This is a genomic window from Couchioplanes azureus (assembly GCF_014648355.1).
In the GTDB taxonomy this organism is placed as follows: domain Bacteria; phylum Actinomycetota; class Actinomycetes; order Mycobacteriales; family Micromonosporaceae; genus Actinoplanes; species Actinoplanes azureus.
On the sequence record NZ_BMQY01000002.1, the window covers coordinates 437,426 to 451,310 of the forward strand.

At 74.8% G+C, this 13,885-nt stretch carries 12 protein-coding genes; 5 read left to right on the forward strand and 7 right to left on the reverse strand.

What is annotated here, in order from left to right; translation table 11 throughout:
• Positions 1–107 precede the first annotated feature (107 nt).
• Complete coding sequence (locus IEY99_RS09080) at positions 108–1,724, reverse strand: CocE/NonD family hydrolase (protein WP_189201352.1); 1,617 nt, start codon at positions 1,722–1,724, stop codon at positions 108–110.
• A 182-nt stretch (positions 1,725–1,906) separates the two neighbouring features.
• On the opposite strand from IEY99_RS09080, the gene IEY99_RS09085 reads away from it, so the two are divergent.
• Positions 1,907–2,530, forward strand: a complete 624-nt coding sequence (locus tag IEY99_RS09085; protein WP_229798365.1) for a TetR/AcrR family transcriptional regulator — start codon at positions 1,907–1,909, stop codon at positions 2,528–2,530.
• 21 nt (positions 2,531–2,551) lie between these two features.
• Here the strand turns inward: IEY99_RS09085 and IEY99_RS09090 are convergent, their stop codons facing one another.
• Complete coding sequence (locus IEY99_RS09090; RefSeq protein ID WP_189201354.1) at positions 2,552–3,250, reverse strand: DivIVA domain-containing protein; 699 nt, start codon at positions 3,248–3,250, stop codon at positions 2,552–2,554.
• Positions 3,251–3,393: 143 nt separating this feature from the next.
• Between IEY99_RS09090 and IEY99_RS09095 the strand changes: the two genes are divergently transcribed.
• Together IEY99_RS09095 and IEY99_RS09100 are read left to right on the forward strand one after the other, a co-directional pair.
• Positions 3,394–4,089: a response regulator gene (locus IEY99_RS09095; protein WP_229798367.1), complete on the forward strand. Its 696-nt coding sequence runs from the start codon at positions 3,394–3,396 to the stop codon at positions 4,087–4,089.
• Positions 4,086–5,909, forward strand: coding sequence for a sensor histidine kinase (locus IEY99_RS09100; protein WP_229798369.1), 1,824 nt, complete (start codon positions 4,086–4,088; stop codon positions 5,907–5,909). The genes IEY99_RS09095 and IEY99_RS09100 overlap by 4 nt, the downstream gene beginning before the upstream one ends.
• On the opposite strand, the gene IEY99_RS09105 is transcribed toward IEY99_RS09100, so the two are convergent.
• Genes IEY99_RS09105 through IEY99_RS09115 form a run of 3 tightly spaced genes read right to left on the reverse strand, consistent with a single transcriptional unit; the run spans position 5,889 to position 8,585 of the window.
• A complete protein-coding gene (locus IEY99_RS09105; RefSeq protein ID WP_189201358.1) occupies positions 5,889–6,602 on the reverse strand; it encodes a glycosyltransferase in 714 nt (237 codons plus the stop codon). The genes IEY99_RS09100 and IEY99_RS09105 overlap by 21 nt on opposite strands.
• Positions 6,603–6,642: 40 nt before the next feature.
• On the reverse strand, positions 6,643–7,383 hold the full coding sequence (locus tag IEY99_RS09110; RefSeq protein ID WP_189201360.1) for a YdcF family protein: 741 nt from the start codon (positions 7,381–7,383) through the stop codon (positions 6,643–6,645).
• A gap of 29 nt (positions 7,384–7,412) precedes the next feature.
• Positions 7,413–8,585 (reverse strand): EAL domain-containing protein, encoded by a 1,173-nt coding sequence (locus IEY99_RS09115; RefSeq protein WP_189201362.1) that lies wholly within the window; start codon positions 8,583–8,585, stop codon positions 7,413–7,415.
• A 218-nt stretch (positions 8,586–8,803) separates the two neighbouring features.
• Between IEY99_RS09115 and IEY99_RS09120 the strand changes: the two genes are divergently transcribed.
• Positions 8,804–9,271: a hypothetical protein gene (locus tag IEY99_RS09120; RefSeq protein WP_189201364.1), complete on the forward strand. Its 468-nt coding sequence runs from the start codon at positions 8,804–8,806 to the stop codon at positions 9,269–9,271.
• Positions 9,272–9,353: 82 nt separating this feature from the next.
• Here the strand turns inward: IEY99_RS09120 and IEY99_RS09125 are convergent, their stop codons facing one another.
• Entirely contained in the window at positions 9,354–10,733 is a 1,380-nt protein-coding gene (locus IEY99_RS09125; RefSeq protein ID WP_229798371.1) for a hypothetical protein, read from the reverse strand.
• 124 nt (positions 10,734–10,857) lie between these two features.
• Complete coding sequence (locus tag IEY99_RS09130) at positions 10,858–12,783, reverse strand: pectate lyase-like domain-containing protein (protein ID WP_189201366.1); 1,926 nt, start codon at positions 12,781–12,783, stop codon at positions 10,858–10,860.
• Between the two features lie 206 nt (positions 12,784–12,989).
• Between IEY99_RS09130 and IEY99_RS09135 the strand changes: the two genes are divergently transcribed.
• Positions 12,990–13,885: MFS transporter (locus tag IEY99_RS09135; RefSeq protein WP_229798373.1), on the forward strand; the 896-nt coding region annotated here is incomplete at its 3' end.

The window sequence follows — 13,885 nt, forward strand, 5'->3', positions numbered from 1 at the left end:
CCGCGCCCCGGATCCGCCGAGGCCAGCCACACAGTAGCCGGCCTAGGTCGATCCGGTCGGAGCCCCCGGCAGCCCGCGGTCGGCGGGCTACCGGGGACCGGAGCGGGTCACTGCAGCGGGACGTCCAGGTACGAGCCGCCGGTGACGGTGACCGACTTGTGGGGCGCGTTCTCGTCGTAGTAGAGCGAGTCCACCGTGTCGATCACCAGGGTCAGCGAGTGCCCCGCCGGCAGGTCGTACGCGGTGGCCGTGAGGGGAAGGTCGACGGTGCGGGCACCGCCCTCGGTGTCGAGCCAGGTGGTCGGGGCGTGGCTGATCAGCCAGGCGTTGCCCAGCAGATCGAGGTCGTACAGGTAGGCCACGAGGGTGCCCTTGGGCTCGGTGCCGGTCAGTTCGAGGTGCAGCTTCGGGATCCCCCGGATGCGCTGGGTCCCGGACGGCCGTTCCGAGGCCCAGACGCCGGCCCGCGAGCGGTCCACCGTGGGGAGCCAGACCCACGGCTGCCATCCGGTGAAGGCGGACAGGCCGTTGGTGATCAGCGCGATGCCGCCGTTGGCGAAGGTGTCCTTGTCGGTCGGCAGGGTCTTGCTCCAGCCGGTCGAGGGGGCCCCGCCCAGCAGACCGGTGCCGTCCCAGGTACGGATGGAACCGAGGCCGTAGCGGCGGTTGCCACCGGAGAGGGCGGACCAGTCGGCGTAGCTCTCGGTGCCCGCGTTGAGCGGCTTGACCGCCACCGGCGGCTCGGAGTCGATGCCGTTGGAGACGCCGCGCAGGTAGTGGTCGAACCAGCGGTACAAACTGTTCCAGACCTCGTTGTCCAGGCCGGCGAGGCCGGTCAGCTCGGCGATCGCGTGGTCGCCCGGGCGCAGCTCGAGACGCTTCGGACCGGCGAGGTTGCGGTAGAAGTCGACGAGCTGGTTCGGCGCGAAGAAGCTGTCGCCCCAGCCGTGGGCGAGCAGCACGGCCGGTTTGTTGACGTTGAGGGCGTCCAGGTACGTCCCCGCGGACCGCGACTTGGCCCAGGCCGCGACCTCGGGCTTGTTGCGGTTGGCGAAGAAGTCGTCGAGCGCCTTGTCGAGCTCCGGGCTGGGATCCCCGAGCGTCTCGGCGGCGATGCTCAGGAAGCCCGCGGACTGCCGGTGCCGGGTCTCCTCGGCGTACAGCGAGGTCACCATGTCGGTCCAGCCGCTCATCATCACGACGGCCCGGATGCGCTTGTCGTGGGCCGCGCCGATCAGGCTGATCCCGCCGCCGTACGAGATGCCGGCGGTGCCGATGCGGGCCGGGTCCGCCGGGGTGTTGGCGAGCGTCCAGTCGATCACCCGGGACAGGTCGGCCATGTCCTTCGGACCGGCCGTGTCGATCTCGCCCCCGGAGAACCACCATCCGCGCGGGGTGTACGACACCACGACGTAGCCGCGCCCGGCGAGGGCCTGGGCCTGGGCGGCGTATTCGAGGTCGTTGAGGCCCCAGCTCGACGGCAGGATCAGGGCGGGGTGGCGGCCGGCGGCGGCCGGCGCGACGACGTTGGCCTTGAGGACCGCGTCGCCGCTGGTGATGTCGACGAACTTGAGGCCGGTGGTGGACCCCGCCGACACGGCGGGTGCCGCGGCGGCGGGGGCGAGCGTGGTCGCGGCCGCTGCCGGCGCGGGTGGGCCGGCGAGGACGGTGGCGGTCGTCAGCGAGAGCACGAGAGCGGGCACGACAGGGCGACGGGGCGCCATGGGCACTCCTGAGGGTGTCGGTTGTCGGTGGACCTTCCGACGGCCATCGCCCCCGGTCGGGGGCGGCGGCGAGCTGCAGCGCGTCAGTGGCGGCAGCGTAGGAGCCGGTTTTGAGAAATTGAAGCCCGTGACATTCTCGTTACTTGTCGGTAACATGTACGCCGACTCGAGGGGGCGGGACAGTGGTGCTCTACGGTGCCCGGACGTCGCTTCGGCGGGATGCCCGGCGTAACCGGGCGGCCATAGTCGAGGCCGCGATCGAGGTGTTGCGCGGCCGCGGATCCGCCGCCCTGATGCCGGAGATAGCCCGCCGGGCGGGCGTCGCCCTGGCCACCCTCTACCGCCACTTCCCGGACCGGCACGCGCTCACCGCCGCCGTCATCGGCCACCAGCTGCAGGAGCTCGAAGCGGCCGCCGCGGCGAGCACGGACCGCCCGGTCAGCTTCCGGGCGCTGCTGCGTACGGTCCTGCACTGGCTGATCGAGATGCGCGCCCTGATCGCCCTCGCCGACGGGCTGGAGGCCGGCGTCCGGCGGCGCTACCAGCATCGGCTGGTCACGGCCTTCACCAAGCCGCTGCGGCTGGCCCAGGAGCGCGGATACGTGCGCCGCGACCTCGTGCCCGGCGACCTGCTGCTGCTCTTCGCGATGGTGCAGGCGGTGGCCGCCACCGGGGACGACACGGCAGCGGCCCGGGCCGCCGCGGACCGCTCGATCGACCTGATGCTCGACGGCGTCTTCCGCGGGTCCCACGCCTGTCCCCCGCGCGACCGGACCCTCCCGGCCGCGAACCACCCCGCGCCGTGAGGTGAGGCGCCGCGGCGCCGGTCAGCCCAGGGCGTCGCCCGGCGGCAGCTTCGGCTCGCTGTCCAGCTCCTCCATCTGGTGCAGCAGGTGGTTCTGCAGCGCGACATGGTAGCTCTGGGCGAGGTGGGCCAGCCGGTCGATCTCGTCGAGCAGCGCCTCCCGCTTGCCCACCAGGCTGGTCATGGCGTCCGAATGGTTGCGGCGGGCCTCGCCCTCGATCGTGCCGGCCTGCAGCTGGGCCTCCCCGGTGAGCTGCGCGGCCTGGTCGCGGGCGGCGGCGAGCAGCGCCTCGGCCTCCTGGCGGGCCTCGATCAGGTGGTCGTCGGCGGTGCGCTGCGCCATCATCAGCACCCGGGCGTGGCGCTCCTCGTCCCCGGCGGACGCCGGGGCGGCGGCCGGCGCCGCGGCGCGGGCCTGCTCCAGCTGCGCCTGCAGGCTACGGGCGTTCTGCTCGGCCCGGGCGCGGGCCTCCTGCATCCGCTCCAGCTTCGCGGCGACGTCGGCGAACTCCGAGGACAGCACCATCGTCGTGGCGGCACCACCGGGCGCGCCGCCGCGCTGGATCTGGTCCTGCAGCGCCCCGTTCTCCTCCAGCAGCCGGATGAGCTCCTGCTCCACCTCGTCGAGGAAGGCGTCGACTTCTTCCTCGTCGTACCCCCGCTTACCGATGGGTGGCTTCTTGAAGGCCATGTTGTGGACGTCGGCCGGAGTCAGCGGCATCGCGCTCCCTTGGATTCGGCGACCGTACGGGGGTCGATCCTATGCCGCCGCGCAAAACCGCTCACGCCGGACCGGAGACAGCCGCCCGCCGGGTGCCGCCGCCGTCCCTCGGCCGCTGGCCGGGCGCACCTATAGTCGCCGGCGTGTGTGCCCACGTACTCGTCGCCGAGGACGACCCGCGGCAGGCCGAGGTGCTGCGCCGCTACCTGGAAGCGGAGGGTCACGAGGCCGTGGTGGTGCACGACGGCCGCAGCGCCCTCGAACGCGCCCGCCGCGACCCGCCGGACCTGCTGGTCCTCGACGTCATGATGCCGGGCCTCGACGGGCTCAACGTGTGCCGGAAGCTGCGCCAGGAGTCCGACCTGCTGGTGCTCATGCTCACCGCCCGCTCCACCGAGGACGACCTGCTCCTCGGCCTGGAGCTGGGCGCCGACGACTACCTGACCAAGCCGTACAGCCCGCGGGAGCTGGTGGCGCGGGTCCGGACGCTGCTGCGCCGGGGCGGGAGCCGGGCCGGCGCGGCCACCGCACCGGTCCTGCGGGCCGGCCCGCTCGCCGTCGACCCCACCCGGCACGAGGTGCGGGCCCACGGCGAACCGGTCGGCTGCACCCCGGGCGAGTTCGCCATCCTGGCCGCGATGGCCGCCCACCCGGGCCGCGTCTTCACCCGCGCGCAGTTGCTCGGGCACACCCGCGGCATCGACCGCAGCTCCACCGAACGCACCATCGACGTGCACGTGAAGAACCTGCGTCGCAAGATCGAGGCGGATCCGCGCCGGCCCGAGCTGCTGCTGACCGTGTACGGCATCGGCTACAAGCTCACCGGTGGCGCGGAGTGAGCGGCGCACCGGCCGCCCGGCGGGTACCGCTGCACCGCAGCCTGATCACCCGGCTGCTGGCGACCTCCGTCCTGGTCGCCGTCGCCGCGATCGTGGCCACCGCCTGGCTGGCCACCCAGACCGTCACCCGCGCGATCCAGCAGGAGCAGGGCCGCTCGCTCGCCGACGACAAGAGCGTCTACGACACGCTGGTGGGCTACGCGGCCACGCACCGCGACTGGACCGGCGTGGAGACGGTCGTCGCCGAGCGCGCCGCGAGAACCGGCCGGCGCATCACCCTGATGACCGAGGATCGCCGGCCGATCGCCGACTCGGCGCCGGGCCCGTCGCTGGCCGCGGCGCGCCCGTCCGCGACGGTCGACCCGCTGCGCCTCGACCTCGCCCTGACCGGCGGCGACGTGCGCATCGACCCCCGCGTGGCGGGCCCGTACCGGCTGCCCGCGGACGAACGGAAGCTGCTGGAGAAGATCGCCCAGGCCGAGCTCGCCTGCCTGCGCGACGCGGGCCTCGACGGCGAGCTCGTCAGCTCCGCCACCGGACGCCCGTCGGTGCGGACCGGCGGCAACCTCACCCCGCTGGAACTGGGCGTGCGGTGCGACCGGCTGGCCGAGTACGGGCGGACCCGCACGGAGGACAAGGCGTTCACCGAGCTGGAACGACGGGCGGCGGGCTGCCTGGGGCTGACCGACCCGCGGTTCCTGCGGGTCGATGCCGACTTCACGGCGCAGGTGCTCAAGGCGCCCGTGGCCGGGCCGCTGCCGGACACCGCCGTCGCGGAGAAGACCGCCCGCTGCATCGAGACGGCCCGGCAGGCGCAGCTCGCGAAGTACGTCGCCCCGCCGGCCCTGCTGTTCGTCACCGACCCGGACGACCAGGCGGGCCAGCCGGTGTTCAACCTGTCGCGGACCAACACGCTGCGGATCGCGGTGGTGACCGGCGCGGTGCTGGTCGTCGCCGTCCTGGTGACGGTCCTGGCGGGCCGGCGCCTGGTGCGGCCGCTGCGCGCGCTGGCCGCGGCCGCCGACGGGCCCGCGGACCACCACACCCGGGTGCCGGTGACCACCGCCGACGAGATCGGTTCCCTGGCCCGGGCCCTCAACGACCTCGCCGAGCGCCGGGAGCGCTCGGAGAGCCTGCGCCGGGCGATGGTCAGCGACGTCGCGCACGAGCTGCGCACCCCGCTGACCAACATCCGCAGCTGGCTGGAGGCCGCGCAGGACGGGCTCACCGCGACCGGCCCGGAGCTGCTGGAGCTGCTGCACGAGGAGGCGGTGCAGCTGCAGCACATCATCGACGACCTGAGCGACCTGGCGGCGGCCGACGCCGGCAACCTGCGGGTACATCCGGACGAGGTGTACGTCCGCGACATCCTGGCCCAGGTCGCCGAGGCGCACCGCAGCGCGGCCGAGACCGCGGGCGTGCGGCTCAGCATGGAGGTCGTGGACGATCCGCAGGTGACGGCCGATCCCGTACGCCTGCGCCAGCTCGTCGGCAACCTGGTGTCCAACGGCATCCGGCACACCCCGGCGGGCGGCGCGGTGACGGTCGGCGCATCCGCCGGCGGCGCCGGGCTCACCATCGAGGTGCGCGACACCGGCACCGGCATCGCGGCCGAGGACCTGCCGAGGATCTTCGACCGGTTCTGGCGGGCGGACCGGTCGCGCAACCGCGCCACGGGCGGCAGCGGGCTGGGGCTGTCCATCGTCCGCAAGCTCGTGGAGGCCCACGGCGGCGAGATCTCCGTGGCGAGCGAACCGGCCGCCGGCACCGTCTTCACCGTCCGGCTGCCGTCCGCGGTCTCAGCGGGCGGGGACCCGTGAGGAGACCGCGAAGCGCAGCAGCGGCCAGTAGATCCGCGTCGCGTCGCCCACCGCGTCGAAGTGCGAGGACGCGTTGTCGTCCAGGTAGGTCGTGGCGATGGTGACCTCGTCGAAGGTCAGGCCGCGGCGGGACGCGTACAGCAGCACGTTCATCTCGTAGTCGAAACCCTCGCCGGGCACCGAGCCGAGCCAGCCCAGCAGGTCTGCCGGGAAGCCGCGCAGCCCGGTCTGGGTGTCGCCGACCCGCCGCCCGGTGGCGGCCCGGAACAGCAGCTGGGTGGCGGTGTTGCCGACCCTGCTGCGCAGCGGCATGTGCGCGAAGCGGCGCACGCCCAGCACGGCACGGCCGGTGGCCCGGGTACGGTCACCGACCCGGAGCACGTCGTCCACGCTGTGCTGGCCGTCCGCGTCGGCGCAGACCACGGCGCGCGCGGGATGCGCGGCGGCGATGTGCCGGAAACCGGTCTTGAGCGCCGCGCCCTTGCCCCGGTTCGCAAGGTGGCTCAGCACGGTGCAGCCGAGCTCGGCCGCGGCCGTCAGCACCGGGGCCGCCGCCGGGCCGCTGCCGTCGTCGACCACCACCACGGACACTCCCGCCCGCGCGGCGCGCAGGCCGCCGGCCAGCTCGAGCAGCCGGTGCCCCGGCTGGTACGCCGGCAGCAGCACGACCGCCGAATCCTCGCCCGACTCCATCGGCAATCCTTTCGACGCGGCCCCTCCGCCTCGCGGGCTCCTATACCCGCCCGTCCAGCGCCGAACGCGCTTCTGTGACCCGATCGAGCACGTCGACGGCGACCGGGTCGGCCACCGGCGCCCGGCGGCGCACCGTCCGCTCGGCGCGGCGCAGCATCCGCTCGGCCCGCCGCAGCCCCGCGACCAGGCGGCGCTCGCGGCGCAGCAGGGCGGCGGCGTCCCGGGTACCCAGCAGGAAGACCCGGGAGATCAGGTACGCCAGCCGCTCGCCGCGCCGGGCGCCGTCGTCCCCGCCGGTGACGGGCACGTCGACCAGCCCCGCGCCGGGCAACCCGAGCACCTTGCCGGTGAGGTAGCGCGCCCGCGGGAGATGCCACGAGTGCGACACCAGGCCGAGCGGTTCGCGCAGGTCCGCGAGCAGGCCCTCGGCGGCGACGTGGAGCACGTTCTCCAGCGTGCTGCGCGAACGGGTCTCGGCGCGCAGGTCCGCGTACCGGCCGATGCCGGCCGCGAGCGCGCGCCGCAGCATCAGGTCACCCTCGCGGCAGCCGACGGGCGGCTCCGCCGCGCCCTCGCACGCCTCGGCCCAGCCGCCGCTGAACACGATCCGGGCCGGTCCGCCGCACCGGGCGGCGGCGAGGAAGGCGTCGCGGTGGCGCAGGACGTAGGCGACCGCGGCGTCCACCCGCGCGGCGCTGCCGGGCGTGAGCGCGTACCCGTCGCCGGAGCGGAGCACGCCGCGCCCGAAGACGAGCAGCACGGTGGCGGTCGGCGCCGGCATGATCCGACCGTACCTCCGCCGCCGGGCGCTCAGGCGAGCTGGTTGAGCAGGATGCGGGTGACCGCCGCCACCGGCGTCAGGTCGTCGAGGGTCACCAGGTGGTCGCCCCGGGTGCACACCGCGTACCCCTGCCCCGGTCCGAGCACCACCGCCGTGAGCTCGTCGGGACGGGGCCGGTCGAGCAGGATCACCGATCGGGCCTGGTCGGCGAGTTCCTGCAGGGCGGCGGTGAGCTCCGGCCGGGTCTCCGGCACGGAGGCCACCACGATGGCGGCGTCCTGGGCCGCCGCGGTGTCCCGGAGCCGGGCGAGGGCCACGGAGATGCTCTCGGGCGTGGCGGCGGTCGCCACGGTGTGGCGCTCCGCGGTCTCGTAGGCCGTGCCGGCGGGCCGGTGGAACCCGGGCCGCGGCGGGCGCAGCGCGTGGACCCCCGAGGGGTCGTAGCGGTGCGGGTCGAGCTGGTCGAGCGGGGCCGGCCGGCCGAACAGCCAGCCCTGGCCCCACACGGCGCCGAGCAGCCGCGCGGTGGCCAGGTCGGCCTCGGTCTCGATGCCCTCCGCGACCACCACGGCGCCGGTACGCCGCGCCTGCGACCGCACGACGGCACAGGTGGCGCGGGTGTGCTCGGTGTCCGGGTCGCGGATCAGGCTCATGTCGAGCTTGATGACCTCCGGCTCCAGGACGGGGAGCAAGGCCAGCGACATCGGGTCGACGCCCACGTCGTCGAGGGCCAGGCCGGTGCCCCAGGCCTGCGCCTGCGCGGCGATGCGCATCATGCTGCCGGGTACGGCGGGCAGCGCGCGCTCGGTGAACTCCAGAACCTCGCGGAACGGCAGGCCACCCTGCACCAGCTCGACCAGCCGGGGCGACAGCGGCTGGTTGAGCGCGGCCGGCTCGGCGTTGACGAAGACGAGCGGCGGCGCCTCCTGGGCCGCCACGGCGCACTCCAGCGCCCGCTCGGAGCAGAGCATGTCCAGCTCACCGAGGCGGCCCGCGTCCCGGGCGGCGCCGAACAGGCGATCCGGGAACTCGAGGGCGGTACCCGCCGGGCCGCGGGCGAGCGCCTCGACCCCCACCACGGCCTGGCTGGAGAGGTCGACGATCGGCTGGAACAGGGGCTGGACGAGCCGCCCCCGCAGCACCGCACCGATCGCGACGTCGGTGTCCGGAGTCGCCGTGCTCCGCGCGGACGCGGTTTGCATGATCAAAGCTCCCTACCTGACGGCTTCGGCACTCTTGTCGACACCTGGGCCGCGGACTCGAGCGACCGCCCGGCCCGGCGGCCCGGCCCTCCCCGCATCTTCCGGCGGCGACCACCCGACGGTCCGGGGAACACGATAAATAGGTCGATCCCCCGGCAAATCCCGACCAAAGGACCAGCGTTTTCCGCATAGTCAGGACACCGGTATATTCTCCGGCCATGAGCACCACGGCGCGCGATCGCGGTCTCCCGGGCCCTGCCCGCAGGCTGCGCCCGGCTCTGGCCCTGCTGCCGCTGGCCGGCGCCGTCGTCCTCGCCGCGCTGCCGCTGCTGCGCCCGGCCGAGCCGTTCGACGCCACCCTGCGGTGCACCGTCTGGCTCGCGGTCGTGGTCGCCGCGGCGGCCGGGGCCGGCAAACCCGCGGCGCTGTTCGGCGCGGTGGCGGCGGTGGTCGAGATCTGCGCCCACGTCACCGCGGGCGCCGACGAACCGGGGTCACCGGCGCCCGTCCCGGCCGCCCTCGTCGCGGTCGCCCTGGTCGCCACCCGCAACCGGCCGGGCCTGCGCCGGATCATCGCCCGGCTGACCCGCCGGGCCGAGCGGCACTCCCGGCTCGCCCCGGCCGGACGGCCCGCCCCGGCCACCGCGGCCGAGCGGCCCCCACCCGAAACCGTCCGGATCGGCTGAGCGAACCGGCCGGGCCCCGGACGCTCAGCGGGTGGCGGGCCTCCGGGCGGCGCCCATCCGGGCGGCGGTTTCCGGGGGGCGCTCAGCCGGTGGCGGCCGCCGCCGCGGCGAGCCAGGCGATCTCGGCATGCACGATGTCGGCGTGGGCCCCGAAGAACGGCGACTGCCGGGTGTCGGCGACGACCGCGCCCGCGTCGACACTGTGGAACGTCCTGGGCGTCAGACGGTACGCCGTCCCGGCCGGCTGCACCGCCAGCCGCCGCGCCGGAGCCGCGCCCTGGAAGCCGTGCGCACCCAGCGCCCCCCACCGCAGGGCCGGGTCCACCCGGGCCGCCTTGTCGTCGCGGGCGAGGAACGACGCCTTCGGATACCAGCGGCACAGCGCCCAGTCGTGCCGGGTGAACGTCGCCACCAGCGGCCCGGCGACCCGGTCGGCGACCCCGTGCAGGGCGCCCGCCGAGCCGGACGGCGTCGCGCCGCGCGGGGTGAAGGTGTAGTGCGAGAACGCGCCCTGCACCAGGAACAGGGAGGCGACCGGGCTGGCCGCCGCCGAGCCGATCCCGGCCAGCGCGAACGAGACCAGCCGGGCACCGAAGCTGTGCCCGCCCAGGTGCACCCGCACGCCGGGCAGCCGCCGGCGGAGCCGTTCCAGCAGCGGCCCGAGCCCGCGGCGGCCGATGTCGCCGGCGCGGCCCTTCATCTCGAAGTAGGAGGCGATCCGCAGCGCGTTCTTGGCGCCGTTCCAGACCTTGCCGAAGATGTCCCCGACCCCCCGCTCGCCGCCGGCGGGAGCGCTGCCCAGGATGCCGGCGATGCGGGCGTACGCCACCTCGGGGCGCTCGGCGAGCAACAACGCCTGCTCCCCCGAGTCCTCCGCGCCCTGCGGCGCCGTGCCGAAGACCGTGGCCAGCAGCCGGTGGAACTCGCCGAGGCGGGCCTGCTGGACCTCCGTACGGTCGGTGCCGATCCCGGCCAGCCCCTGGTCGACGAGCTCGCCCATCCGCGTGAGGTCCGCGTGCCGGTCCTCCTCGAAGGAGTCCACGAGCAAGCGGGCGATCCCCGCCCCCGACACCGCCGCGTCCGCCACTCCCGGCCGGTCGGCCTCCATCGCCGCCCGGACCCGGGCCTCGGCCTCCGGCGGCGGGTCGGGGAACCACAGCGCCGGCCAGAGGATCCCGGCGAAGCCGGGTGTGCCCGGCGCCATGCCCTCGATCAGCGGGAACAGCGACCGGTAGAGGCCGCGGGCGCGGTGCTCGCCGGTGCCCCAGCCGTGCACGAACACGAACAGGTCGGTGACCGCGCGCGCGGCCAGCTCGTCGAGGAAGGCGGCCTCGGCGGGTGCGGTCAGCGTGCCGTGGCGGTCGTACGCCAGCTCCCAGTAGTGCACGGTCGTCTCCTCCGCCGGGGCGCACGCGGCGGCCAGGGTCCGGCCGGCCGCGAGCGACGGCCGTCCGGCACGCACGCCATGCCCGGACGGTAAGTGCCACCGCGGCGTCCGGACAACGGGTGCCGCACCCATCGGCAAACAACCCGGAGAGACCGGCCATGTGCACCGGCAGGCGGGCGGTGCACATGGCCGGGGGCGCTCACGGCGCCGGGTAGTCGTTCACGTAGACCGGCACGCCGACGTGGCCGGTGTCGGCCGGGCCGCCCACCCCGTCGACGACGTGGTCGATGGTGCCCGCGCCGAGGTTCACGGTCATGACGTGGTGCAGCTCGACGCCGGGGCGCCGCGGGACCTCGAAGCCGTTCTCGGTGTGGATCGACGGGTCGTTCCGGTGGAACACGTAGACGCCGCCGCCGTGCAGGGTGTGCCGGCGTACCCGGTCGCCGACCTTGTAGCCGGCGTAGCCCTCGACCGTCCCGTTCATCCAGTCGGCCTGCGTCGGCGGGTCGTACGGCAGCTCGTTCTGGTAGAGGATCGTCGTGCCGCGCTCGCCGTTCCACGTGGTGTTGTAGCGCTGGAAGTGCTCGACGAACAGGCCCGTCGCGGTGACGTCGTCGCCGTTGACCACCACCCCCTGCCGGCCGGTGTTGGTGCGCCAGCGCTCGGTGTCGCCCTCGACGCCCTCGGTGAAGCCCTCGACGCCGTGGTCGGCGCGCCACACCCAGGTGTGGTCGATGAGCACGTCGTCGCTGTTGATCTCGAGCGCCGTGCCGGCCTTGCCGATGTGCGGCCCACCGACTCTGAAGTACACGTCGGACAGGGTGGTCGGGTTCTCCGGCGAGCTGATCCCGATGCCGTGCTTGCGGCCGACGCGCAGCAGCGCCGGCGACTCCTCGGTGCCGGCGTCGATGGTGACACCCGCGACGACGACGCCCGGCACCGCGGCGACGGTCAGCGGGGTCGCGCCGCCGACCGCGGTGAGCGTGGCGTGCCCGATGCCCAGGACCACCGTGCCGGGACGCCGTACGTCGATGCTGCGGCCCACGTCGTACACGCCGGGGGTGAGCAACAGGTGCTTGCCGAGCGCGAGCTGGGCGTTGATCCGCCACACCGGGTCGGTGGGCCGGGCCACGAAGAAGTCGCCGAGCGCGAGCGTACGGCCGGGCGTCGCGCCCTCGCCCCAGGACGTGCCGGCGGTGCCCCGGCGCGCCGACGGCACCCGCACCTGGAACCGGCCCCGCGCGTCGACGAACAGGTAGGGCTTCTCCCGGCTCAGCGGCGTCCGCGCCACGGTGGTGTACGGCGGCACCGGGAACGTCGCGTCGTCCGGCGCCCCCTCGACGCCGGAGAAGACCTGGTTCCACACGCCGTTCGACCAGCTCTTGACGGAGCTGTCGCGGGTGAGCCACTGCTGCTGCGAGCCGCTGACGACGTCGGGCAGCGCGGAGTCGGCGATGAAGCCGCCGCTGGCGTACTGCGGGCCGGCCGTGCAGTAGTCCATCAGCGACAGGTTGCCGCCCCTGATGTCGAGCCGGCGCAGCGACACGGCCTGCGACACGGCCCAGAAGTTGGCCGAGGCGCGGCAGCCGTCCTGACCGGCGCCGTTGACGTTGATCGTCAGATTGGAGAGCGTACGCCAGAAGTTGACCAGCGCGAGGCAGTTGGCCGTACCGCCGTCGGCGAGGCAGCGGTTGTAGACCTCGACCTTGCCGTTGATGACGACGTCGGACGGGGAGGCGCCCAGCCCGGAGATCTCGGTGTAGTACCCGACCTTGATCTGCAGCGGCTTCTCCGCGGTGCCGTACGTGCCGGGCTTGAAGAGGTATGCGTAGCGGCCGGTGCCCATCTCGTTGTCGACCTGCCGGGCGTGCGTGGCGTCCAGAGTGGCCTGGATCCGCTCGACCGGCATGCTCGGGTCGAACACGGTCACGCCGGCACCGAGGGCCGGCACGGCACCGCCGGCAACAGGCGGCACGGCGTCGCCGGCAACGGCCGGCACGGCGTCGCCGGCAACGGTCGGTGCCGCGGACGCGGACGTACCCGTCAGCGCTCCGGCGGCCACCAGGGCGAGGCCGGCGGCGAGGAGACGGCCGGGGCGCCGGCGCCCGGAAGGGCGAGTCGTCATGCGGGTGGTCCTTTCCGTAGGGATCCATGACCCAGGTCACAGCAAGCGATAGGCCAGGGCCGATGTCAAGGGAGGGAGCGCTCTCCCGCCGGCACATTCAGGTCCGCATGCGGACATCCCGCCCCGGTTCCGGAACCGGCCGGCCCGAACGGAGGAGCGCCCGCAGATACCATCCGCGGGCCGAGCCCTGCGACCGGAAGAGTCCCTTGACCGCTGCCACCACGGTGCCGCCCGCCGTCCCCGACCGCGCCGCGACCCAGCGCCGCGTCCTGACCGTCCTGGTGGTCTCGCAGATCCTCAGCGGCGGCGGCCTGGCCGCCGGCATCACGGTCGGTGCGCTGCTGGCCGCGGACATGCTCGGCGGCACCGGCCTCGCCGGACTGCCCAGCGCGCTGTTCACCGCGGGCTCCGCCCTCGCGTCGGTGGTCGTCGGCCGCCTCTCCCAGGCCCGCGGCCGCCGGCCCGGCCTGGCCCTGGGCTACCTCGCCGGGGCCGCCGGCAGCGCCGGCGTCATCGTCGCCGCCGTGGCCGGCAGCGCGCTGCTGCTGTTCCCCGCCCTCTTCCTGTACGGCGCCGGCACCGCCGCCAACCTCCAGGCCCGGTACGCCGGCGCCGACCTCGCCGAGCGCACCCACCGCGGCCGCGCCGTCTCCACCGTCCTCGTCGCCACCACCGTGGGCGGCGTCGTCGGCCCGAACCTCGCCGCGCCCGCCGGCGAGCTCGCCCGCGCCCTCGGCGTCCCGCACCTGGCCGGGCCGTTCCTGCTCTCCGGCGCCGCCTACGCGCTCGCCGCCCTGGCCCTGACCTGCTGGCTGCGTCCCGACCCGCTGCTGCTGGCCCGCTCGCTGGCCACCGCCGAGGCCGGCTCCGCGCCCGCCGCCGCACCCTGCGCCGCCGGCACCGGCCCGGGGCGCGTCGCGGTGGGCGCCGCCATCATGGTCCTCACCCAGGTCGTCATGGTCGCCGTCATGACCATGACGCCGGTCCACATGCACGACCACGGCCTCGGCATCGCCGCCTCCGGGCTGGTCATCGCCGTCCACGTGGCGGCCATGTACCTGCCGTCGCCCGCCACCGGCTGGCTCGTCGACCGCTTCGGCGG

What these genes read in the sequence shown, in the direction of transcription:
- IEY99_RS09080 (WP_189201352.1), bottom strand. Translation starts at nt 1,724, where the DNA reads ATGGCGCCCCGTCGCCCTGTCGTGCCCGCTCTCGTGCTCTCGCTGACG.
- IEY99_RS09090 (WP_189201354.1), bottom strand. Translation starts at nt 3,250, where the DNA reads ATGCCGCTGACTCCGGCCGACGTCCACAACATGGCCTTCAAGAAGCCA.
- IEY99_RS09105 (WP_189201358.1), bottom strand. Translation starts at nt 6,602, where the DNA reads ATGGAGTCGGGCGAGGATTCGGCGGTCGTGCTGCTGCCGGCGTACCAG.
- IEY99_RS09110 (WP_189201360.1), bottom strand. Translation starts at nt 7,383, where the DNA reads ATGCCGGCGCCGACCGCCACCGTGCTGCTCGTCTTCGGGCGCGGCGTG.
- IEY99_RS09115 (WP_189201362.1), bottom strand. Translation starts at nt 8,585, where the DNA reads ATGCAAACCGCGTCCGCGCGGAGCACGGCGACTCCGGACACCGACGTC.
- IEY99_RS09120 (WP_189201364.1), top strand. Translation starts at nt 8,804, where the DNA reads ATGAGCACCACGGCGCGCGATCGCGGTCTCCCGGGCCCTGCCCGCAGG.
- IEY99_RS09130 (WP_189201366.1), bottom strand. Translation starts at nt 12,783, where the DNA reads ATGACGACTCGCCCTTCCGGGCGCCGGCGCCCCGGCCGTCTCCTCGCC.